Here is a 24,142-nt window from a genome sequence, read left to right as displayed (position 1 = left end):
CCGCACCCACCCCCCCGGGTGCGGGCGCCGCTCCCGCCGCCGTCGTGTCCGCGGCACCGAGGCCGAGCGCCGCGGACACGACGGCGGCCCGCGAGGCCGTACGACAAGCCGCGGCACGTCGGCCGGGGAAGGCGCCCGAACAGGTGGTGCAGGTGCAGATCGGCCGCCTGGAGGTGACCGCCGGGCAGTCGCCGTCGAGGAACGGGCCACGGCAGCCGGCGCGGTCGGCACAGCGGCCCGGGGCGGCCCTCAGCCTCGCGGACTACCTGGCACGGGGGCGCGAGTGAGCCGCACGGCAGTGAGCGTGGCGGGAGAGGCAACACGAGAGGAACCGGGGAACTGACGTCATGAGCAACGCACTCGCCCTCGCCCACGTCAGCCAGGCCCTGGCCCTGCTGATCGAGTCCCATCTGCAGCCGGACATCGACATGGCCGTCAAGGTGGAGCCGCGCAAGCCGCCCACCGAGCCGCCGACGGACCCCACCATCTCCGTCTTCCTCTACCAGGTCACCCCCAACACCTCGCAGCGCAACAACGACCTGCCCACCCGCGCGCCCGACGGCAGGCTGGTGCGCCGGGCCGCCGCCGCACTCGACCTGCAGTACCTGATCACCGCGTACGGCGACGAGACCGAGCTGGTCGGGCAGCGGCTCATCGGCTCGGTGGTGCGCACCCTGCACGAGATACCCGTCCTGCCCAAGGACGTCATCGAACTCGCCGGTGAGAAGCCCTACCTGGCGGGCAGCAACCTCGCCGAGGCGGCCCAGCGGGTGCGGTTCACCCAGTCGGTCATGGACATCGACGAGACGTCGAAGCTGTGGGGGATGCTCTACCAGACCCCGTACGCGCTGTCGGTGGTCTACCAGGCCTCCCTCGTCTTCATCGACGGCCGCGAGACCCCGGCACCGGCGAAGCCCGTCGAACGGCCCGAGGTACGGGTGCTGCCGTTCGGAGCACCGGGAGCGCCGGTCCCTCCAGGGGCTGAGCCGCAGCCTGAAGGACCGTCAACAGACGGGCCCGACAAGGACGTCGAGACCCCCGCCGAAGAGCCCGCACCCGGCAAGGCCGCGAAGGCGGCGCCTGCCAAGGCCGTCGCCAGGACCGCGGCCAAGGCACCCGCCCGTACGCGGAAGGCGGCGCAGCCGGCACGGACCGCGAAGCGGACGCCGAAGAGCGCACGGCCCGCCGAGGACCCGGACTCCGGCTCCGCGACGCGGGCGGGCGGCGACGAGGGCGCGGAGAACTGAGACGGCATGGGCGACACGACGGGGGCAGGTGAACACATGGGCACGAACGAGCCGAGCGCGACGCACCCGAGCGACGACGGCACGGCGCTGACCGCCGGGATCCGGCGCGTCCTGGCCCGGGTCGACGCCCACGCGGCGCGCGTCACCGACCAGGGGACCGGCGGGCAGCCGGCCGCGGCCCCCGACACCGGCGTCGTACCGGTGCCCGAGGACACCGCCCCCCTCGACACCCTCGTCACGTGCTTCGGCCTCACCCCCTTCGAGCGCGACCTCGTCCTGCTCACCGCCGCCGACGAACTCGACTCCACGACCGGCGCCCGGTGCGCCGCGGCCGCAGGCGACCCGCAGCGCACGTACCCCACCCTCTCCCTCGCCCTCGCCGCCCTGGACGGGCCGCACTGGAGCGCCCTCACCCCCGTGGCACCGCTGCGGCGTTGGCGCATCGTGGAGCTGGAGGACGAGACCCGGCTGACCGCGTCCCGACTGCGGCTGGACGAACGCATCCTGCACTTCCTGCTGGGCTCGCCCTACCTCGACACCCGGTTGCACGGCCAGCTGCGCCGCAGCCCGGCACCGGACACGCTGCCGCCCTCCTACGACCTTGCCGCGAGCCGGCTCGCGGAAGGCTGGACGGAGGACGTCCGCAGCCCCGGCGCACCGATGCTGGTCGAGGTGACCGGCGGTGACCTGCGCAGCCGGGCCGACATCGCCGCCGCCGCGGCCGCCCGCTGCGGCCTCGGCCTGTACGCGATGAGCGCCGAGGACGTGCCGACCGACCCCGCCGAACGCGACCGGCTGGCCCGGCTGTGGCAGCGCGAGGCGATTCTGCTGCCCGCCGCGCTGCTGGTCGAGGCCGGCGAACTCGACCGCGACCAGCGGGCCGCGACCGAGGCGTTCCTGGCCGGAGCCGCCGTACCCGTCGTCGTGTCCGGCGAGGATCCGCTGAGCGGCGGGCGCCCGCACGGCGTCCGCGTGCCCGTGCCGAAACTCGACGACGAGGAGCAACTGGCACTCTGGTCCCAGGCGTTCGAGGAGGTCACCGACCTCGGCGACACCGAACTCCGCTCCCTGGTCGCGCAGTTCCAGCTGCCCCCGCACGTCGTACGGTCCGCGGCCGCCACCGTGCGTCGGCGACTGCCCCACGAGGACGAGCTGGACCCCGCCGAACTCGCCTGGCGGGCCGGTCTGGACGAGGCCCGTATCGGCATGGACGAACTCGGCCGCCGGATCGAGCCGCAGGCCGGATGGGACGACCTCGTCCTGCACGAACGGCAGACGGCCGTGCTGCGGGAGATCGTCGCGCACGTACGGCAGCGGGCGACCGTCCACCAGGAGTGGGGCTTCGCCGCGACCCTGCGCCGCGGCCTCGGCGTCACCGCGATGTTCGCGGGCGGCTCCGGCACCGGCAAGACGCTCGCCGCCGAGGTCATGGCGCGCGAGCTGGGCCTCGACCTGTTCGTCGTCGACCTCTCCCAGGTGGTCAGCAAGTACATCGGCGAGACCGAGAAGAACCTCCGCCGCGTCTTCGACGCCGCCGAACGCGGCGGCGCACTTCTGCTGTTCGACGAGGCCGACGCCCTCTTCGGCAAGCGCAGCGAGGTCAAGGACAGCCACGACCGGTACGCCAACCTGGAGGTCAGCTACCTGCTCATGCGGATGGAGGCCTACCGGGGCCTCGCCATCCTCACCACCAACATGAAGCAGGCCCTCGACACGGCCTTCCTTCGGCGCATCCGCTTCGTGGTCGACTTCCCCTTCCCGGCCGAGCACGAACGCGCCGAGATCTGGCGCCGGGTGCTGCCACCGCAGGCCCCCGTCAAGGACATCGACCCGGCACTCCTCGCCCGGCTCACGGTCGCCGGCGGCTCCATCCGCAACATCGCCCTGTCCGGGGCGTTCCTCGCCGCCGAGGAGGGCGACCGGCTGCAGATGCGGCACATGCTCGCGGCCGCCCGCACCGAATACCTCAAGCTGGAACGCTCGCTGACCCCGACGGAGGTCCGCGGATGGGTGTGAGCAGACGGCCTTCGGCGATCCGCGTGGAGATCGGCGAACTCGTACTCGACGGCTTCCGCGCGGACCCGGCCCACGTCTCGGCCGCGTTCGAACGCGAACTGACCCGGCTGGTAAGGCTGCGCGGCGTACCCCTTGCCGCGCACGGCGCCCTGACCGTCGACGCCCTGAGCGGCCTCGCGCCCCTGCCCGCCGGGCTGTCCGCACGCCGGCTCGGCCAGGAACTGGCCCGCGCGGTGCACGAGGGACTCAGCGGCCACGGGGAGGTGACACCGTGAGCTCCCAGGCACAGCAGGAGAGCGCGGAGCAGAGCGCCGAACAACGTCGGCGCAAGCGCAAGGAGCGCGCCGCCAAGTCACGTGCCCCCGAGCCGAAGGACATCGTCAGCGGCGCCGGCCAGCCGCTCGACCCCGGCGTCCGCCGCGAGCTGGAGGAGCAGCTCGGCCACGACCTGAGCCGGGTACGCCTGCACACCGGCCGGGACGCCGCACAGCTCACCCAGCTGCTCGGCGCGGACGCCGTGGCCGTCGGCCAGGACATCCTCTTCCGCGAGGGCGCCTTCAAGCCGGGCACCGACGAGGGCCGGCGCCTGCTGGCCCATGAGCTGCTGCACACCGTGCAGAACCCGCATGGCCTCGGGGCGCTGCGGGCCGGACGCGAACCGGGGGCGGTGAGTCTGCCGCAGCAGGCGATCGAGCGGGAGGCGGAGGCGGCCGCGCAGGACCTCGTACGACCGGACCCGGCTCAGTCCGCCCCGGAGGTGCGGGAGGGGCAGGAGACACCCGGTTGGCTGCGGTACGCCACCCTGGACGCGGACCGCAGGCGCACGGAGGCGATCGATCCGGCGACCCTCGTCGACCGGCTCGCCAACTCGGTCGTACGGTCGCTGCGCGGCGACCCCGAGGACCTGTCCAAGCGCACCCGCAAGCAATTGGCCGGACTGCCCGAGGAGTTGCTCGACCAGGTCCTCGACCGGCTGCAGATCCGGCTGCTCGGCTCCGAACAGGACCGGGTGCTGGACCTCGTCGACGAGATCGACGCGTACGACGACTTCGCCGACGACCGGGTGGAGCGCGACGCCCACGACGCCCCCGAGATCGAGCCCGACACGGCCGAGGAGATCCAGGCCGAGCGGGAGAGCGCCCGGCGCGGCGACACGGAGGAGCAGGCCCGGAAGGACAAGCCGGAGACCGCACCCGGTCCGGAGAAGGACCGGACCGACCGCGAGGGCGCGCCCGGAAGCACTCCGCCGAACGGCGGCACCCGCGAGGAGCAGCGGCAGCAGTCGGGCTCCGGGGCGGGCGGCGGCGGAGCCCGGTCGTCCTCCGGATCCGGGCAACGGGAGGCGACGGCGGCCGCACCGGCGGGAGGGGCCACCACCGCACAGGGCGGTCAGGGCGCGCAGGCCGAGGAGAAGACGCAGGCACAGGGAGCCGACCAGGGGCAGAAGAAGGAGGAGGGCGCCAAGGAGACGGGCGACCAGCAGGGCGCCCCCACGGCCGGCGCGGAGGAGTCCGCCGCCCGGAACCGCCCCGGTGCCGCCGAGCAGTTCGTCACCGGCAAGCAGGCAGGCAAGGAGGACAAGCGCGGCCCGGAACAACCGACCGCTTCGCCCACTGTGGGCCGCGACACCGAGCTGCCCGCACTGTCGAGCAGGCTGGACGGCGTACGCAACCAGGATCTCGACGGCCCCGAGGAGTCGGCGGACGAGGACGCGGCCGAGTCTGACAGCACCTCGGAGGTGGAGGTCGGAGGGGGCGAGGCGAGCGCCTGGGACACCAAGCTCCAGCCGGAGGACTTCCTGCCGGAGCAGGACCCCGACCTGTCCGGGGTTCCTACGGCGGACGCGACGCAGGACGCCACGTCCGGCAGCGAGTCGCTCCCCGACTTCCCCGCACCCCCGTTGACCAAGGCCGACCGGGTGCAGGCCGAGCGCGACGCCGAGGACGCCGACGACGCGGCGGCCGAAGCGGAGGCGGAGTCCGAGGACGACACGGCCGAGGAAACGGCTGCCGAGACCTCCGCGTCCCGCGAGACGGAGGGCGGACCGGGTGACACCCTGCTCGCCGATCTCGGTGCGGACCGGACGGTCACGACTCCGTCGGACACCGGTACCGTCTCCAAGGACCCGAAGCGCGGCGACGATCCGAAGGCCGGACCGGTCACGGCACAGACCACGGTGCAGCAGGCGCCCGGCGCGCAGGACGGCGGGAGGTCGGAGGAGAGCGGGGCCGCGAAGGAGACCGCGGCCAAGCAGGAGAAGGGCACTCCGGCCGCGGGGGACGGGGCGGCAGCCGGTCAGGAGAAGAGTTCCCCGCAGGCGGTGGGCGGTACGGCCGCTGCGCCCGCGCCGAAGAGCGAGCAGCAGCAGGGCCCCACGGCCGCGGCCGCCGGAACCGAGCGCACGGACGACGCCAAGTCGCCCTCGGCAGCCCGCGACTCCCACATCACCGGCGGATCCAACGCGGGCCGTCCCGGCAGCTCCACCAGCGGCTCGCGGAGCGGGGCATCGACCGAGGCCGACCACTCTCCGAGCGAGCAGAGCGCGGCCCCGCAGCCCGCTCCTACCCGGACGACCGCCCCAGCCCCGGCGCCCGAGCCGCCCGCGCCCAAGGCAGCCGACGCCGAGCCCGCGCCGACGGAGGAACGGGCACCCAGGACCGTGGTCCCGAAGTCGGCACCCGCTGCCTCCGGCGCCACGAGCGGCGGCGTCGCCAGCAAGCCGGCCGGCAAGGGGAAGGGGAAGAAGGACTCGGGGCCGGCCCCGAACCTCTCCCAGGTCTCGCCCGAGGCCGGGCTGAGCACGGCCGCCCGGTTGAAGCCCCACCAGGCGCTGGAGGCGATGGGCGGGGTCGGCGGCTCGGTCGACCGCAGCGTCGGCGACGAACACAAACAGCTCGCTGCCGCGCCGCCCTCGATGCAGCGTCCCGCGGGCGCGCCGCAGACCCTGGAGGGCAAGCCGAGGACCGACTCACCCGCCCAGTACTCGCAGGACCCGGCGCAGAAGTCGGAGGCACCCGAGCAGGAGAACGCCGAAGTCACGGGCGCGAAGCAGCCCGAAGGCCAGATCGAGGCGGAGAAGGCCGAGGAGCCGGGCGGCTGGCAGACCTTCAAGATGGCGCTCGGCTTCGGCATCGGCTGGCTCGCCGAGAAGCTCGGCTTCAAGGTCGACAAGCAGGAGCTGGCGGCCAAGTTCGCCGGGCTGCCCACGAAGGACGAGGCCCTCAAGCAGGCCCAGGCTGGCAACGCGCCCGGCGTGCAGATGCAGGGTGCCGCGGAGCAGACGGCCGGCGAACAGGGTTCCGCCGTCGACGCGAAGGGCCAGGAGACCGTCGACACGGCACGGGACGACTCCGGCCGCGGGATGGGCGAGGACCAGGTCTACCCCGACGCCCCCCAGGAGCAGCTGAAGGGCAAGGTGCCCGGCGCGGACGGCGCCAAGGCCGCCGCGCCCGGCAAGGCGTCCACCGGCGCCGTACCCCCGGACGCGGCGTCCGCGGTGGCGGAGCACGACCGCGGGCCCGAGTTCCAGGCGGCGTTCAGCCAGGGCCAGAAGGGCATGTCCGACAGCCGTCAGACCAAGGACAAGGACTTCCGCGACTCGCAGCAGAAGCACAAGCAGCAGGTCGACGGCGAGATCGGCAAGAACACGCGGGAACAGACGGGTCAGCGGACGAAGGCCCTCGACGAGGTCACGTCACAGCGCACCGACTGGCGCAAGGAACAGGACCAGGAGCTCCAGAAGCTCGGCAGCAAGAAGACCGAGCGGTCGGAGAAGCTGCGCAAGGACGTCGAGGACCGCGAGAAGAAGACCGACGACGACGTCTCGAAGCAGAAGACCGACAGCGACAAGCAGATCAAGGACAAGGGCGACCAGGCCGAGACGGACGCCAAGAACAAGACGGACGGCGCGGCCAAGGACTCTGGTAACTGGCTCACGAAGGCCTTCGACTGGATCAAAGAGAAGGTCATCGAGATCAAGAACGCGATCGTCCGGATCATCCGGGACGCGCGTGACGCGGTCGTCGGCTTCATCAAGAACTTCAAGGAGACCGTCGAGCGCTGGATCAACGAGGCCCGGAAGTTCATCGTCGACACCGTCAAGAACCTGATCAACGACCTGATCGAGTTCGCCAAGGCGATGGTCCGGGCCGTCATCGAACTGGCCGCCCGCATCAGGAAGTTCATCACCGACCTCATCGCGGCGGCGATCGCGTTCGTCACCAGGCTCGCGGCAGCGCTGAAGCAGATCGTCACGGACCTGCTCAACGCCCTCGCCAAGATGCTCAGCGACATCCTGAACATCCTCAAGAAGATGCTCATGGACGTCATCAAGTCCGTCATCGACGCGGTCAGGACGATCCTCGACTACGCCTCCAAACTCCTGGGTGCGCTGGGCGAGTTCATGATGATCGCGATCGACTTCCTGGACGACCCCGGCGGCTGGCTGAGCGGCGCGAAGAACTCCGCGGTGGACGGCGCGAAGAACCACCTGTTCCACGAGGTCCAGTCCGCCGTCAAGCAGTGGTTCCAGTCGAAGATCGAGGAGATCATCGGCGTACCCAAGGCCATCATCGACAAGCTGATCAAGGGCGGCTTCTCGCTCGAACGGATCGTGAAGGAGACCTGGGACGCCGTGGTGCCCCAGCTCCCGTTCATCATCGGCGAGATCGTGATCACCAAGGTCATCGCGAAGCTGATTCCCGGCGCGGGCTGGGTGATGGCCGTCATCGACGCGATCCGGACGGCGATCGGCGCCCTGGGCGAGATCCTGCGCGCCATGGGCGCGGTCCTGGCCTGGCTGCGTGCGGTCCGCCAGGGAGGCGCGGGCCTCCTGTTCGCCAAGGCGGTCGCGGCGGGCATCGTCGCCCTCCTGGAGCTGGCTTACCAGGCACTGCTGGACGGCATCGGCAAGTACGTCGCGAAGGTGGGCAAGCGTCTGAAGGGTGTGGCGGCGAAGCTCGGCCGCGGCGGCAAGGAAGGCCGGGGCGAGGGCAGGGCTCCGGCCGGCGGAGCCGACGAGCCGGGCGCGCCGCGCCGGGACCGGCCTACGGCGAACCCCCCTGCCGAGCGCCCGACGACGCGTCCCAACGAGGCGAGCGCGGGCCCCGGCAGGCCGAAGGACGCGAGGCCCGTGCCCGAGAACGCGGGTGCCCCGGCCCGGCCGAAGACGAACGAGCCCGGCAGCACGCGGCCGGCCGGCAAGCCGGACACCCGGCCCACACCGTCCCCGCGACCCAAGCCGGAGCCGGCGCCCCGGCCCAAGCCGAAGCCCGAGCCGGACGCGGTGCCGAAGCACGCCGACGACAAGGCACCGGGCAGGCCGAAGGACGCCACACCGGAGAAGCCGAAGGACCCCAAGGAGACACCGAGCACGACCAAGCCCAAGGACCCGGAGGGCAGTACTCCGGGCAGGCCCAAGGAGGAGGCCCCCGGCAAGTCCAAGGGCGACGGAAAGGAGACCCCGCCCAAGGACAAGGACGGCAAGGACGCCCCCGGGAAGCCCCGGCCGAAAGAGGACGGGAACACCTCTGGCAATCCCAAGGCGAAGCCCGGCAAGGACGGTCCGGACAAGCCGAAGCGGAAGCCGGACAAGGACGGCCCGGAGCGACCCCGGTCCAAGCCGGGCGAGAAGGGCCCGGGCAGGTCCAAGCCCCACCACGAGAAGGGCGGACCGGGCAGACCCAAGCCGAGGCGGGAGAAGGACAGGCACAAGAAGGAGGAGAACTCGAAGGAGTCGAAGGAGGAACGTCTCCAGAAGATCGTCGCCAGGATCCGCCGCCTGCTGAAGGACAAGCTAAAGGGCGACGGGATGTGGGAGGTGAACTTCCGGGAACTGCTGGAGGTGCAACGTCTCTGGTACCGCCTGACGGCGCTCGACGCCGCCGGGAACCCGGACGTCACGACGACGGCCAGGCTGAATCCGTCGGCCCCGGTGATCGTCGGAGAGCGGGTCAACAGCAGGATCCAGCTCGACAAGGTCGATGAGGACGGTCTGCCGAAACCCGAACTCCCGGTGTTCCACCAGACGCAGGCCAGTCAGATCACGGCCAAGTTCCTGAGCCGCCATGTCAAGAACACCGGACAGATCGCAAGTCAGGCAGAGCGGGGCAACCATCCGAACGGGTGGCAGTACGTGAGGGACAAGCGACTCTCGAACAACACGGCCTGGGTACGTATGCACTTGCTCCCGGAAGCGCTCGGCGGCATGGCCACCGACAACAATCTCGTGCCCGCCAGGAACGTCATGAACGGCGACTTCAAGACCCAGGTCGAACGACCTGCCTTCGACGCGGTTCCGTCACCCGAGGAGATGGTCTGGTTCTCGTCCAGAGTCCAGTTCCACCCTGCCGGGCCCACCCCGTCTCCGGACGGATACCCGGAAGGTTTCCCCCGGTCGATGGAGTCGAGTTACGGCGGTTATCGGCGCATCGAAGGAGAAGCGCGAGAGAAGCGTAGTTCCTGGCTTCCTCTGCCGGCGAAGCGGACGGTCCGATGGAGCAACATTCCGCTGCCCGGCAAGGACGAGCACAACAAGCTCTTCATCAACCAGGCGGGTGAAGACAGCATTTACGTTGCGGCGGGTGAAATTTCGATCACGGCCGCCAGATATATTGCGGGCAAGGATGCGGACGGAAAGTCGACCGGGCCTCGCCCTGTCTACAGCGGAATCCGGGACATCGGAAAAGCGGTGCTGGCTGCACGGCCGCGGATGCGTCCCGACACGAGGCGAGACCTTTGGCGGTCGATCGTGAACCTCAAGAAGCTGGACGACGCCAAAAGAATCGACTGGACTTCTTTCAGGTGAGGGAGGGGTGAAGAGGATGGCAAACGAGAGTGATTTCGCCGGGCGCAGTGCCCACGCGGTGCGGGAACTGAGCGCGCTTGACTCGATCGAGACGGAGACCCGCCCCCTCGACGAGTCGCTCCTCCTGCCCACGGGGCCGGCCGAGGCGCGTGCGGTGCTTCTGGAGCATGTCGAACCGCTCGCGGCCGATCGGTTGTCGGAGTACTACTTTCCCGTCGAGGAAGTGCACCTCTCCTGGAACTCGGTCGACGGACCTTTTGTCGGCGGCGAGTTCTGCATCACGAACATCGTCACCTGCCTGACCCGCTGGCATCCACCGATGGAGGACGCCGCTCTCACCCCAGAGGAGCGAAGGGTACTGGCGGGCCTGAAGATCATGGACGAGGAGCCCTACGCCGGCACCGGCCGGGCTACCGGGCTGCGTGCGTCCTCGCAGAGCCCGGAGCCCGAACTCTGGTACCACGACGCGACGAGGTCCCGGCTTGAGCGCCTGGACCTGACCTACGGAACGTACCTGGACACGGTGCTGGTCACCAAGGGTGCCTTCGGGTGGCAGTACCTCTTCGCCGACATCGACCTGGGGCAGCCCGAATTCGGCGAAGTCGTCGAAAACCTGACGGAAGCATTCGCCCTTTTCTCGAGCGCATTCCCGCAGCGCGCCTATGCGCCTTTGAAAGCCCGCCTGGAGGCGCGCACATGACCCGCTACGCCGAGTCGCCGGGGAGCGGACTCGAACTGACCGAAGCCGAGCGGCGTTTCCTCGGTCTGCTCGACGAACTGAGTGACGCTCCCGGCGTCGACGTCCTCCATGAGGAGAGGGGCCCTGTCGACGAGTACATCGGCGATGCCGACGAGGCGTTCCAGCTGCTCACCGACGAGTTGGGAATCAGCCTGGACGCCTCGCTGCGCCGCGTCTATCTGCGATTCAAGGGGCTGTCCAGCCACTGGGCCGTCGAACGGCCGGACCTGTACCTGACCGGAGAATTCTCCCTCCACCACATCGCCGCGGCCATGCTGATTCCGGGCGTGGAGCCGGCCGTCGACGAACCGTCGGAACAGGAGGAGCGGCTCTGCGCCGAGCTGCGCCCCTTCGACGAACACCTGCGAGGGGGCGGCGGGACCCTGTCGGCCTTGCGCGTCACCGAGGGTTCGACGGTTCCCGAGGTCTGGTACCACCACGCCACGCGCGGGACCTTCCGCATGGACATCGGGTACCCCGAATACCTGGAAGCGCTGCTGGTCACCAAGGGGACCTACGGCTGGCAGTACCTCTTCACCGACGTGCGGTTCGGCGACATCGACTTCCAGGGAGCTGCGGAGAACATCCAGAACATGCTGCAGGTGTTCCCGGAGATCTTTCCCGACCATGACTACTCCGGCCTCAGGGCCCGCCTGGAGGCGCGCGCATGACCCGCTACGCCGACATCCCCAAGCCCATCCGCTCCGGCATAGTCGTACTGGACCCCGCCACCGGGACCCCGCAGCGCATCGTCGTGCTCCAGTTCAACCCCGACACCCTGGAGCGCAGCATCTCGCCGCAGTCCGCCGGCGACGGTGGTGACGCCGGAGGGGGCGGAACCGGAAGCGGGGACCGTAACGAGGCACTCCGGCTCAAGGGTCCCGCCCAGGAGACCTGGAAGTTCACCGCCGAGATCGACGCAACCGATCAGCTGGAGATCGCCGCGCCCGACGGGATCCATCCGCAGCTCGCGACGCTCGAGATGCTCGTGCAGCCGACCACCGCGCAGTTGCGGGCGGCGAGCAAGTTGACGGAGAAGGGGGCCATCGAGATCAGTCCGATCGAGATGCCACTGACTCTGTTCACGTGGGGGAGCAAGCGGGTCATGCCCGTCCGGCTGACCGAACTCTCCGTGAATGAGTCCGCCTTCGACGTCAACCTCAACCCCATCCGGGCCTCGCTCAGCATCGGGATGAAGATCCTGACCGTCAGTGACCTGCCCGCGGGGCATCGCGGTGCCGACCTGTACATGGCGCACCTCGCCCAGAAGGAACGGCTCGCCGCCATGGCCCGCGGTGGCAGCCTCGGCTTGCTCGGGCTCGGCGGTGCCGACCTCGTGACCGGAAGGGGATGAGCACAGCACGCCATGTCCAACACCGAGCCTTATGAGAGTGCCCTGGACTCCATACCGGGGGCGCATCCCTACCCGCGCACCAGCCGGTACCACGATGCGGAGATCGGGGTGTACCGGAGGGATGACGGGACCGAAGTGCGGTACACCAAACGGCGGTTGCTGCCGCCGCTCGACCGGAGTGGTGAGGAGACCGAGGCGCACAGCGTCGGCGCCGGCGACCGGCCCGATCTGCTCGGGCAGCGGTTCTTCGGCGACCCCGGCCAGTGGTGGCGGATCGCCGACGCCAATCCCGTTCTCGATCCGCGGGAGTTGACCGACGAGGCCGGCCGTGTGATCGACATACCTTCGGCCGGCGGGTTCTCGCGCGGAGACCGGCGTGTCTGAACAGCGCGTGGGGCAGGGCCCCGTACACATACAGATCCTCATGGGGGGGCCCACGCTGGCCCGCCCGGTCCCGGCCGAGGTCGCCGAGGCGCTGCTGTCCGCCCAGATCACCGCCACGGCGGGCGAACGCAGCGGCTTCCAGATCGCGTTCGACCTCACCAAGACCGGGATGATCAGCACGCGGCTCCTGCCGGAGGGATTCTTCGACCCGAAGACCCGCGTCATCGTCAACGTCAGCGTGAGCGGTACGCCCGAGGTGCTGTTCGACGGGCTGATCGTGCGTCAGGAGGTCGGCGCCAGCAACATCCCCGGCCACTCCACCCTCACCGTCACCGGCGAGGACCTGACCCTGCTCATGGACCTGGAGGAGCGCACCGCCCGCTACCCCAACCTGCCCCCGTCCGAGCGCGTCCTGGCCATCCTGCGCCGGTACTCGGACTACGGCATCCGGCCGGACGTCTACACCGAGAGGGTGGCCCAGCCCCCGCACCAGGACCTCCGCGTGCACTACCAGACGGGGACCGACCTCCAGTACGTCACCGACCTGGCCCGCGCCAACGGATACACCTTCTATCTGGAGCCCGGTCCCAACCCGGGTCAGTCGTCCGCCCGTTGGGGACCCGAGGTCCGTCTCGGCGCGCGTCAGCACGCCCTCAACGTCAATATGGACGCCAACTCCACGGTGGACCAGCTGACCTTCGCCTACGACGGTACCGCGCGCGAAGAGCCACAGGCCCGCTGGCAGGACCCTGGCACCCGGCACGCCACCCTCCTGCCCCAGCCGCCGATCAGCCCCCTGCGCCCGCCCCTCGGCAGGCGCCCGACGCCGGCCCTCAAGCGCAAGACGCTGTCCGGCACCGCCAAGCAGCAGCGTGAGCAGGCCGAGGCCGAACTGCTCGCCAGGGCCGCGGTCTCCGCCGACGTCGTCTCCGGCTCGGGCTCGCTGGACGTGAACCGGCACGGCTACCTCCTCCAGCCGCGCCGGCTCGTAGGCGTGCGCGGCGCGGGACGGGCGTACGACGGCGACTACTACGTCAAGTCCGTCACCCACAACCTCCGCCCCGGCTCCTTCCAGCAGAACTTCACCCTCTCCCGAGAGGGGCTGGAGGCGCGCAGCGACCGCGTGGAGCCGTGACCGTGCGCGTGACCCGACGCGGCCGCCGCGACAGAAGAGCCCCGAGCGGTCGAAGAGCGCCAACCGACCGAACCGACCGAAGCACTTGAACCACCCACCGACCAGGAGCAGTTCAGTATGGCGGCACCCAACAATCGCTACCTCGGCAAGTTCCGCGGCCGGGTGGTCAGCAACGACGACCCGTTGCGCATCGGCCGGATCACGGCCGAGGTCCCGGACGTCCTCGGCGACGAACCGTCGACCTGGGCGCTGCCCTGCCTGCCGTTCACCGGGCCGGAGTCGGGGCAGTTCGTGGTGCCGCCACCGGGCGCGGGTGTGTGGGTGGAGTTCGAGCAGGGGGACCCCAGCTTCCCGGTATGGACCGGCTGCTGGTACGGCGACGCCGGCGAACTGCCGCCCGACGCGCGCCGCGAACTCCAGGGCAACGCGACGAACAAGCCCGTCGTCGTGCAGACCCCGGGCAACCACAAGATCGTGCTCAACGACACCGCCGGCGCCGAACAGGGGATCCTCCTCCAGGCCCAGGGCGGTGCCTACATCCGCATCACCAAGGAAGCCGTGGTCATCGCCACCGGCGCGGGCGCCGAGGTCGTCCTGCGCGGCCGCGAAGTGACCATCAACGAGGGCCAGTTGACCGTTCTCTCCAAGCGATAGACAACGGGGGAAAGAAGTTGTCCGGAAGTCTGCTGGACGCGAGCGCCGTGATCGGCTGCCCGCACGGCGGCCGTGCCGCGCCCGCCACCACACCCTCCGGCGGCGCACGGATCGCGGGCGCCGCCGTCGCCACGGCCGCCCACACGTACGTCGTCACCGGCTGCTCGCACACGCTCGACGGGGTGCCCTCGCCGTGCGTCTCGGTCCGCTGGAGCGCCGCGGACACCGGCGTGATGGTCGCCGGCGCGTCCGTGCTGCTCGACACCTCCGCCGCCCAGTGCTTCAGCGCGGCCCTCGTCCCGCAGGGACCGCCCGTCGTCCAGGCCGCGCAGCGAAAGGTCACCGTCCGATGACGCCGACGAGCCCACGCACCCGCACCGACATCGCGTTCCCCTTCCACGCCGACCGCCGGGGACGCACCGCGCACGCCCGCCCCGCCGAGCACGTCCACGACCTGATCGAGCAGCTGCTGTTCACCAGCCCCGGCGAGCGGGTGATGCGGCCCGACTTCGGCTGCGGACTGCTCGACCTGGTCTTCGCCCCGAGCAGCCCCGAACTGGTCAGCACCCTCGAACTCTCCGTCCGGGCCGCGCTGCAGCGCTGGCTCGGCGACCTGGTCGAGGTCGTGGCCCTCGACATCGAGAGCGGCGACGACGTCGTACGCGTGCATCTGTCGTACCTCGTACGCGTCACCGGGGCGGTCCGCGAGGACGTCTTCGAGGGGAGGGCGGCATGAGCGCGGGAACCGCCCGGCGGGCCAAGGTACGGGCCGCCCAGCTGGGCGGGGTCGACGCCGTCGAGGTCAGCGACGACGGGCTGTTGCTCACCGTCACCTTCCTCGGCAAGGCCCCGCACGGCCTCGGCCCCGAGAACGTCCGCATCGACGGCGGCCGGCGCATCACCGGCATCACCGCCGTCGACGTCAGTGTCGAGCGCGAAGAGGACCCGGAGCTGGACGACCGGCTCTACGTCACCCTCGACCGGGCCGGCGACACCTCCCGCTACCGGCTGTCGCTGGTGGAGGCCGACCCCTACGGCCGGCCCGGCAGCGAGCCGTACCGCGGCTTCGACCAGCGCTACCACAGCGCGACCTTCGCCTTCCGGCCCGACTGCCCCACCTCCTTCGACTGCACGGACGAGGCCGAGGAGCCCCCGGCCTTCCCGACCGCCCCGGTCATCGACTACACGGCCCGCGACTACGACACCATCCGCAAGCTGCTGCTCGACCGGCTCGCGCTGACCACCCCCGACTGGGTGCAGCGCAACCCCGCCGACCTGGGCACGACCCTGGTGGAACTGCTCGCGTACACCGGCGACCAGATCAGCTACCAGCAGGACGCGGTCGCCACCGAGGCCTACCTGGACACCGCGCGCCGCCGGGTCTCGGTGCGCCGGCACGTCCGGCTCATCGACTACGCGATGCACGACGGCTGCAACGCCCGTGCGTACGTGACCGTCGAGACCGCCGCCGACCACACCCTGGCCCCGGGCACGTTCCGATTCGCCTCCGTCGACGTGCGCACCCTCGACCCGCACGACCGCCCCGAGCCCGGCACCGTCATCGACGAGAACGACCTCGGCGACCTGGACGAGCGCGGCTCGGTGGAGGTCTTCGAACCGGTCGTCGCCGCCGACCCGCTGCGGCTGCGCGTCGCGCACAACGCGATCCGGCTGTGGACCTGGGGCGGCGAGGTGTGCGCCCTGCCCAAGGGGGCCACCGCGGCCACCCTGCGCGACGAGTGGGCGGACCCCGAGACCTGCCGGGAACGCCGACTGGACCTGAAACCGGGCGACGTCCTGGTCCTGGAGGAGGTCAAGGGCCCGCGCACCGGCACCCCCGGCGACGCGGATCCCGCCCACCGCCAGGCCGTACGCCTGACCTCCGTCACCCCGGGCCTGGACCGCATCGAGGACCAGCCCGTCCTGGAGGTCACCTGGGCCGCCGAGGACGCCCTGCGCTTCCCGCTGTGCCTCGCCACCCGCGGCGGGCGCGACTGCCTGCCCGTCGAGGACGTCACCCTCGCCCGCGGCAACGCCGTCCTCGTCGACCACGGCCGCTCCGGCTCGACCGAGACGGTCACCGTGCCGCCGGTACCGGCCGTCGTGGCGCCCTGCGACCCTCCCGTATTCGGCTGCTACGACCGTACGGAGGGCAACGCGCCCGCCCGACTCCTCGGCTCCCTCACGGACAAGGCGGAAAGCGGCCGGGAACTCACCCCGGACGACATCCGCGAGCTGTTCGAGGTCGTGGGGGAGCGGGCCACCGTACGCGCCGGGCTCGGCCTGGAGCGCGCCGGGCAGCGGCATGAGCGCGTCGTGCCCGGCACGGCGTACGCGCAGGCCGCCGCGCTGCGGACGTTGCTCGCGCAGTCCGTCTACCCGGGCATCCGCCCCCGCTTCCGCCCCGTCCTCGGCCGGGCGCCGGTCACCCAGGCCGTGCCGTTCCCCGACCCGGGCACGGTCGCCGCCGGGCAGGCCGAGCGGATCGCCGCCATCCCCGGCCGGGTCCGGCAGCGGCTCGTCGAACTGTGGCGCAGCGCGCGCGACCGGGACGGGCTCGGTGAGGAGGAGATCACCGAACTCGCCCTGATCTACGGCCTGAAGGTGCTGGACCGGCTGGAACTGCGCCGCCACCCGGTCCGCGCCCTGCGCGAACTCCTGCACCGCACCGACGAGTTGCTCGACGCCAAGCTGCGCCGCGTCGAGATCCTCGCCGCCCGGGCCCGCGCCGGCACCGTCCTCGACGGACACATCGCCTGGGAGATCGCACACAGTTGGGGCCCGGCGTACGCGGCCGGACTCCACCCCGAGGAGCCGGTCCTGCGCGGCTCGGCCACCGTCGCGCTCGCCCAGGACCCGCGCCGCGCGCTGCCCGCCGTACGACTCCACGACGGCACGGACACGGTCTGGGAACCGCGCCGCGACCTGCTCGACAGCGCCGCCCGCGACCGGCACTTCGTCGGCGAGCCGGAGGACGACGGGCGCCTCGCCCTGCGCTTCGGCGACGGACGGCACGGCGCCGAGCCGGCGCCCGGAGCACGCCTGGCCGTGCGCTACCGGCTGGGCGGCGGCTTCGCGGGCAACGTCGGCGCGGAGGCCATCAACCACCTCGTCGTCGAGGCGGGCGGCGCGGCACCGGCCGCCACGGTCCGCAACCCGCTGCCCGCCACCGGCGGCACCGAGCCCGAACCGCTGGAGCAGGTACGCCAGTTGGCACCGCTCGATCTGCGCCGCACCCGGCTGCGCGCGGTCACCGCCGAGGACTACGCGGCCCTCGCCTCCGCCCTGCCGGGAGTGCAGCGGGCCGCCGCCGAGATCCGCTGGACCGGCAGTGTCCAGGAGGCGCACGTCGCGATCGATGCGTACGGCAGCGGCACCCCGTCCGACGAGCTGCTCGCCTCGACGGCGCAGGCCTTGGAGGCGTACCGGCGCATCGGGCACGACCTGGTGGTCGGCCCCGCCCGGCCGGTGCCGCTGGACATCGCGCTCACCGTGTGCGCCCTGCCCGGCCACCAGCACGGGCAGATCCTGGCCGAGCTGTACCGCGTGCTGGGCAGCGGCCGGCTGCCCGGCGGACGGCTCGGCTTCTTCCACCCCGACGCGCTGATCTTCGGCGAGCCGGTCCGGCTCAGCCGTCTGGTCGCCGCCGCGGCGGCCGTCCCCGGGGTGGAGAGCGTCGAGGTCACCCGGATGCGGCGGCTGTTCGAACCTGACCGAGGAGAGAGGGAGGACGGCGTGCTGCGGCTCGGCCCGCTGGAGATCGCCACCTGCGACAACGACCCGGACCGGCCCGAACAGGGCCGGCTGGCGATATCCCTGGGAGGCTCCCGATGAGCCAGGCCTGCTCCTGCGGCGGCGCGTGCGGCGGCCACGACGAGCGCCTCGCCCCCGCCCCGCCGCACAACCCGCCCGGCCGCACCGCGCTCGACTACCGGGTCGGCGAGTACGGCTCCTTCCTCGCCGCCCTTCTCGACCGGCTGGCCTCGCCCGCCTACCCGGCCCTGGCCGATCTGACCGTCCGCACCCCGGACGATCCGGCCGTCGGCCTGCTCGACGCCACCGCCGTCCTCGGCGACCTGCTCACCTTCCACTCCGAGCGGATCGCCGACGAGGCCTACATCCGAACCGCCAACGAGCACCGCTCCCTGGTGCTGCTCGGACGGCTCGTCGGGCACCGGCCGCGCCCCGGAGTCGCGGCCTCCACGCATCTGGCGTACACCCTCGAACGCGACCCGCGCGCCGAGGCCCTGCCCGTGCTCGTCCCGCGCGGGGCGCGCAGCCACAGCGTGCCCGCCTCCGCCGACGAGCAGTCGCTGACCTTCGAGACCGCGCGGGACCTGACCGCCCGCTGGGACTGGAACGAGCTGAAGGTACGGCGCCGCCGCCCCTCCCTCGTCACACCCGAGGACCTCGACCGCCGCTCCGAACTGTTCGTGGAGGGCACCGCGAACTCCCTCCAGACCGGCGACCAGCTGCTCTTCGTCTTCGGTGAACAGGCGGGTGGCCAGCGGAAGCTGCTGCCCGTCGCCGGCGTCCGGATCGACCGCGACGACGAGATCACCGCGATCTCGCTGCCCAAATCGGCCCCGCCCACGCTCAAGGAGCTGGTGGACGAGGTCCGGCGCTGGACCGCCGCGCCGGCCGCCCCCGGCGAACCGGGCGACGAGCCGCCGACCCCCGAGGTCCCCAACCCGCGCCCGGTCAGCCGCCTGATCGAGGACTTCGACGACCAGGTCCTCGCCCCGCTGCGCACGGACCTGGACGGCGTCAGGACCCCGGAGCGCCTCGCCGCCCGCCTCGGCGAGCCCGTCGCCCGCCTGCGCGAGGCCGAGGTCCTGGCCGAGCCGTACGAGGACGTGGCGGCGTGGTTCGAGCAGCTGGAGGCGGTGCTTGCGGAACTGGCCGAGCGCGCACTGGAGTTGGCGCCCGCACAGCCGACACGGCCGACACAGCTCGCGCAGCCGACGGAGGCCGCCGCCGAGAAGGCCACGCTCCCGGACCCCCGCCAGGCCGCCCTCCAGGCCCTGAGTACCGTCCTCCCGGCCCTGCGAACCGCCGTCCCCGCCCCCGGGCAGGGGGCCCGCAGCCGCCGCCCCGGCTCCGACACCGCCCGTCTCCTCTCCGCGCTCAACCCGGGCCTCGGCAGCCTCTACCCGGCTTGGCGCACGGCTGCCGCACCCGGCACCGTGCAGCTCCTGCGCGACCTGCTCGCGATGCGTGTCACGGCGGCCCCCTTCGGTGCCACCGCCCCGCTCAAGCCCGTCCAGGACGAGCGCGGCCGGGTCATCCGCACCGCCGACTGGCCGCTGACCGGCGCGGTGCTGGCGAGCATGCGCGTGGTGTACGACCCCGCGGGCAAGGCCCCGGTCCGGGCGGAGTTCCAGTACGTCGAGGGCAGCAGCAGCGACCAGCGCGCGGAGAACCTGCCCGTCGCCCAGCCGGTCACGTTCATCCTGGGCCCGGGCCAGGTCGAGCTGTCGACCCGCTCCCCCCAGGACCGCGAGCTGAGCTGGCTCAGCCGCCGTCCGGCCACCGCCGAGGAACCCGGCGTCACCGCCCGCCTCCACTCCGGCCTGCCCGAACGCAGGCTGTTCGTGTCCCGCCCGGACGGCGACGGCCAGGTGCACATCGGCATCCACAACGGCACGGCCCAGGAGATCTCCCTGCGGCCGGGCGAGACCAAGCAGATCACCCACGGCGAGTACGAGGTGAGCCTCAGGTACACGGTGGGCAGCACCGAGCCCAACGTCGAGATCGTCATCGCCGGCAAGCCGGAGCCCCTCAACCGCCGGGTCCTGCAACTGGACAGCGTGCACGACAACATCACCGTCGGCAGCTGGGTGGCGATCCAGCGGCCCACGAAGGGCACGACCGTACCCGGCGACGCCAAGTACGCCTTCGTCACCACCCAGGTCGTGGCGGCACGTACGGCGGCGTACTCCAACTACGGCATCACCGGCCGCGGCACCGAACTCACCCTCGCGGAACCCTGGCTGGACGAGTCCGACGTCCTGCTCTCCCACATCCGCGACACCACCGTGCACGCGGCGGGCGAGCCGCTGCGCCCGGCCGACGAGCCGCTCGGCGAGGACGTGCACGGCAACGAGATCGAACTCGACGAGCTGTACGACGGGTTGCGCCCCGGCCGCACGCTCATCGTGAGCGGCGAGCGCACCGACGTCCCGGGCACGACCGGCGTCACCGCCACCGAGGTGGTCACGATCGCCGCCGCCGACCCGGCCGTCGACCCGCGACTCCCCGGCGACCACGTCCACACCCGGCTCACGCTCACCACCGACCTGGTCCACCGCTACCACCGGGCGAGCGTCCGCGTCCTCGGCAACGTCGTCGAGGCCACCCATGGCGAGAGCCGCGAGGAGGCCATCGGCAGCGGGGACTCCGACCGCGTCAACCAGACCTTCGCCCTCTGGCAGTCCCCGCTGACCTGGCTCGCCGCCGACAACCCCCTCGGCGCCACGCCCGTCCTGGACATCCGCGTGGACGGTGTGCTCTGGCACGAGGTCGACAGCCTCGCCGGGCGCGGCCCCACCGAGCGGGTGTACATCACCGGCACCGCCTCCGACGGCCGTACGACCGTGACCTTCGGCGACGGAGTCCACGGCGCCCGCCTGCCCAGCGGCCACGAGAACGTCCGCGCCCGCTACCGCTTCGGCACCGGCAAGGCCGCCAACGTGCCGGCCGACCGGATCACCCAGCCGCTCACCCGTCCCCTCGGCGTCACCGCGGTCACCAACCCGCGCCCGGCGACCGGCGGCGCCGACGCGGACGGGCCCGGACTCACCCGCCGTACGATCCCGCTCGCGGTCTCCGCCCTGGACCGGCTGGTCTCCGAGGCCGACTACGAGGACTTCGCCCGCTCCCGCGCCGGAATCGGCCGGGCGGCGGCCCGCGAACTCTTCGACGGACGGCGGCGCGTGCTGCACGTGACGGTCGCCGGAACCGACGACGTCCCGCTCGGCGAGGACAACCTGCGGCCCCTGCGCGGGGCACTGACCGAGTACGGCGACCCGAACCTGCCGGTCCGGGTGGACGTGCGCGAACTCGTCCTGCTGCTGATCGCCGCCAGGGCGAAGCTCGCCCCGGACCACGCCTGGGAGTACGTCGAGCCCAGGCTGCGCCAGGCACTGCTGCTCCGACTCGGCTACGAGGGAAGGGAGCTGGGCCGTCCGGCCCGCCTCTCCGAGGTCCTCGCCGCCGCGCACTCCGTGCCCGGAGTCGACTACGTGGACGTGGACGTCTTCACCGGCGTGCCCGCCTCCGCCACCCCGGAACAGCTCACCGCACTGCTCGCGAGCCCCGGCACACCGAGGGTGTCCGTCCCCGCGCACCCGGCGTCGTACGAGGAACGGACCCACACGGTCCGCGACACGCACGGCGAGACCCTGTCGTCCGTCTGCGCCAGCCACGGCATCTCGCTCGCCGAACTCCTGCGCCTCAACCCCGACATCACCGACACCCGGCGCCTGGACGAGGGCCGGACGGTGTTCGTCTTCCGCGGCATCCGGCCGGCCCAGCTCACCATGCTGTCGGCACGGGCCGCGGACACCCTGATTCTGACGGAGGTCAAGTGATGTCCGCGAAGCCGACGGATGTCGAGTTGGAGGCCCTGGCCCCGGTGCTGCCCCGGGAACCCGACGGGCTCGCCGAGCTGCTGCCCCGCTGGCACCGGCTGCGCGACGCCGAGGAGGGCGAGCCGCTGCGGGCCCTGCTCGCGGTGATCGCCGAGCAGCTCGACCGGGTCCGTGACGGCGTCCAGCGGGGCTACGCGGACCTGTTCGTGGAGACCGCGGCGCCCTGGGTGCTGCCGTACCTCGGCGACCTGGTCGGCTACCGCACCCTGCCGGGCTACGAGCGGGTCCTCACCACCGGCCTGCACACCGGCGGCCGGGACGCGCTCGCCGAGGCCGTCGCCCCGCGCCGCGACGTGGCGGCCACGGTCGCCAACCGGCGCCGCAAGGGCACCCTCCACCTCCTGGAGGAGCTGTCCGAGCAGGTCGCCGACTGGCCGGCCCGCGCCGTCGAACTGTCCCGGCTGGTGGCCCACACCCAGCCGGTCAAGCTGTACGGCACCGGCCGGCGCGGGGACCGTGGACGCCTGCTCGACCTGCGGGACGGCAGCGCGCTCGCCCTGGCCGGCGGTCCCTTCGAGCAGACGGCCCGGACGGTCGACGTGCGGCGCGCCAACTCCGCCAAGAGGCAGGGCGGTCGGACTCCCGCCGGAGTCGGGCTCTTCGTCTGGCGGCTGAAGCCGTACTCCCTGACCTCGTCCCCGGCCTACTGCATCGACCGCGCCCGCAACCTGTACACCTTCTCCATCCTGGGCAACGACACCCCCCTGGTGACCAAGCCGGTCCCGGAGCCCTCGCCCGCGCACATCGCCGCCGTCGACAACGTCCCGGCGTTCATCACCCGCCGCCTGCTGCACGACCGGCTCGCCGACTACTACGGCCCCGGCAAGAGCCTCGTCATCCGGCGCGACGGCGAGGACCGGCCCGTACCACCCGCCGACATCGTCGTCGCCGACCTGTCCGACTGGCGCTACCGCCCGGGGCGTGGACAGGTCGCCGTCGACCCGGAGCTGGGCCGCATCGCCTTCGGCTCCCGCTCCGCGCCCCGGCAGGGCGTGTGGGTCGACTACCACTACGCGTCCGGCGCCGACATGGGCGGCGGCGAGTACGAGCGCCCCGACCGCGAGCCGCGACCTGACGCCGACTTCTACCGGGTCGGCCCCGGCCAGCCGTACCAGCGCATCATGGACGCCTACCGGGCCTGGCAGGACGAGGGCAGCCCGGAGCGCACCGGCGTCATCGAGATCACCCACAGCGGCGCCTACCAGGAGCAGCTGGACTTCGACCTCGACCCCGGCGACCGCCTCGAACTGCGGGCCGCCGAGGGCACCAGGCCGGTGATCCGGCTGCTGGACTGGTACAGCAACCGCCCCGACGCCCTCAACATCCGTGCGGTGCAGGACGACTGCGCCCCGCACGAGCGGCCGCGGGTCGTCCTCGACGGACTTCTCGTCGCGGGCCGCGGCATCAACGTCACCGGCCCGATGGGCGCCGTCGTCGTCCGGCACTCCACCCTGGTACCCGGCTGGTCGCTGGAGCCCGAGTGCGAGCCGCACTCGCCCGACGAACCCAGCATCGTCCTGGAACGCACCACGGCCTGCCTCCAGATCGAGCACAGCATCCTCGGCACCATCGAGGTCATCGGCGACGAGGTCTCGGAGGACCCCCTCGACATCCATCTGCGCGACAGCGTCCTGGACGCCACCGGCCCCGACCGCGAGGCCCTCTCCGCCCCGGACTGCCGCCACGCCCACGCCGTCCTGCACCTGCACCGCACGACCGTCATCGGCGAGGTGCACACGCACGCGGTGGAGATCGCCGAGAACTCGGTCTTCACCGGCAGGCTCCACGTGGCCCGGCGCGGCATCGGCTGCCTGCGGTACTCCTATGTCCCGCCCGGCTCGCGCACCCCGCGCCGCCACCGCTGCCAGCCCGACCTCGTCGGTCCCGAACAGGCGGGGCGCGTACGGCCGTTGTTCGCCTCCGAGCGCTACGGGACGCCCTGGTACGGCCAGTTGGCGGACCGGTGCGCCGAGGAGATCCGGCGCGGCGCGGACGACGGCGCCGAACTCGGCGCCTTCCACGACCTGTACCGGCCCCAGCGGGAGGACGGCCTCAGGGCGCGGCTCGCGGAGTACACGCCCGCGGGCGCGGACACCGGGATCTTCTTCGTGACGTGAGCAGTGCCGCCGTACGACCCACCCGCAGATTTCCGAACC

15 protein-coding genes and 1 pseudogene are annotated in these 24,142 nt (G+C 72.1%); all 16 read left to right on the top strand.

The annotated features are described in order from the left end of the window. A pseudogene (locus ACFY3C_RS38630) lies at window positions 1–287 on the top strand (hypothetical protein); the annotation flags it as partial. A 60-nt stretch (window positions 288–347) separates the two neighbouring features. Beyond that, a complete protein-coding gene (locus ACFY3C_RS38625; RefSeq protein ID WP_390774163.1) occupies window positions 348–1,247 on the top strand; it encodes a Pvc16 family protein in 900 nt (299 codons plus the stop codon). A gap of 36 nt (window positions 1,248–1,283) precedes the next feature. Further along, entirely contained in the window at window positions 1,284–3,263 is a 1,980-nt protein-coding gene (locus tag ACFY3C_RS38620) for an ATP-binding protein (RefSeq protein ID WP_390774162.1), read from the top strand. Then, the gene (locus ACFY3C_RS38615) at window positions 3,254–3,538 is read left to right on the top strand and encodes a hypothetical protein (protein WP_390774161.1); all 285 of its coding nucleotides are present in this window, start codon (window positions 3,254–3,256) and stop codon (window positions 3,536–3,538) included. Before ACFY3C_RS38620 ends, ACFY3C_RS38615 begins: the two co-directional genes overlap by 10 nt. Further along, window positions 3,535–10,068, top strand: a complete 6,534-nt coding sequence (locus ACFY3C_RS38610) for a DUF4157 domain-containing protein (protein ID WP_390774160.1) — start codon at window positions 3,535–3,537, stop codon at window positions 10,066–10,068. Before ACFY3C_RS38615 ends, ACFY3C_RS38610 begins: the two co-directional genes overlap by 4 nt. A gap of 16 nt (window positions 10,069–10,084) precedes the next feature. Further along, the gene (locus tag ACFY3C_RS38605; protein ID WP_386575055.1) at window positions 10,085–10,768 is read left to right on the top strand and encodes a hypothetical protein; all 684 of its coding nucleotides are present in this window, start codon (window positions 10,085–10,087) and stop codon (window positions 10,766–10,768) included. Further along, window positions 10,765–11,478 (top strand): hypothetical protein, encoded by a 714-nt coding sequence (locus ACFY3C_RS38600; protein ID WP_390774159.1) that lies wholly within the window; start codon window positions 10,765–10,767, stop codon window positions 11,476–11,478. The genes ACFY3C_RS38605 and ACFY3C_RS38600 overlap by 4 nt, the downstream gene beginning before the upstream one ends. Continuing rightward, window positions 11,475–12,161, top strand: coding sequence for a hypothetical protein (locus tag ACFY3C_RS38595; protein WP_386575057.1), 687 nt, complete (start codon window positions 11,475–11,477; stop codon window positions 12,159–12,161). Before ACFY3C_RS38600 ends, ACFY3C_RS38595 begins: the two co-directional genes overlap by 4 nt. Before the next feature lie 12 nt (window positions 12,162–12,173). Continuing rightward, a complete protein-coding gene (locus tag ACFY3C_RS38590) occupies window positions 12,174–12,545 on the top strand; it encodes a hypothetical protein (protein WP_390774158.1) in 372 nt (123 codons plus the stop codon). A 40-nt stretch (window positions 12,546–12,585) separates the two neighbouring features. Continuing rightward, a complete protein-coding gene (locus ACFY3C_RS38585) occupies window positions 12,586–13,680 on the top strand; it encodes a hypothetical protein (protein WP_390774157.1) in 1,095 nt (364 codons plus the stop codon). Between the two features lie 117 nt (window positions 13,681–13,797). Continuing rightward, window positions 13,798–14,334 (top strand): phage baseplate assembly protein V, encoded by a 537-nt coding sequence (locus tag ACFY3C_RS38580; protein WP_390774156.1) that lies wholly within the window; start codon window positions 13,798–13,800, stop codon window positions 14,332–14,334. Window positions 14,335–14,351: 17 nt separating this feature from the next. After that, the gene (locus tag ACFY3C_RS38575) at window positions 14,352–14,687 is read left to right on the top strand and encodes a hypothetical protein (RefSeq protein ID WP_390774155.1); all 336 of its coding nucleotides are present in this window, start codon (window positions 14,352–14,354) and stop codon (window positions 14,685–14,687) included. After that, entirely contained in the window at window positions 14,684–15,070 is a 387-nt protein-coding gene (locus tag ACFY3C_RS38570; RefSeq protein WP_390774154.1) for a GPW/gp25 family protein, read from the top strand. Before ACFY3C_RS38575 ends, ACFY3C_RS38570 begins: the two co-directional genes overlap by 4 nt. Further along, window positions 15,067–18,168, top strand: a complete 3,102-nt coding sequence (locus ACFY3C_RS38565) for a putative baseplate assembly protein (protein WP_390774153.1) — start codon at window positions 15,067–15,069, stop codon at window positions 18,166–18,168. Before ACFY3C_RS38570 ends, ACFY3C_RS38565 begins: the two co-directional genes overlap by 4 nt. Further along, on the top strand, window positions 18,165–21,926 hold the full coding sequence (locus ACFY3C_RS38560) for a putative baseplate assembly protein (protein WP_390774152.1): 3,762 nt from the start codon (window positions 18,165–18,167) through the stop codon (window positions 21,924–21,926). Before ACFY3C_RS38565 ends, ACFY3C_RS38560 begins: the two co-directional genes overlap by 4 nt. Further along, a complete protein-coding gene (locus tag ACFY3C_RS38555) occupies window positions 21,926–24,103 on the top strand; it encodes a hypothetical protein (RefSeq protein WP_390774151.1) in 2,178 nt (725 codons plus the stop codon). The genes ACFY3C_RS38560 and ACFY3C_RS38555 overlap by 1 nt, the downstream gene beginning before the upstream one ends. The last annotated feature ends 39 nt before the right edge of the window (window positions 24,104–24,142 follow it).

The sequence above is a fragment of the Streptomyces sp. NPDC001410 genome, assembly GCF_042895235.1.
GTDB lineage: Bacteria > Actinomycetota > Actinomycetes > Streptomycetales > Streptomycetaceae > Streptomyces.
Note: the sequence above shows the minus strand (reverse complement) of the source record. Positions and strands in the feature narration are given on the sequence as shown.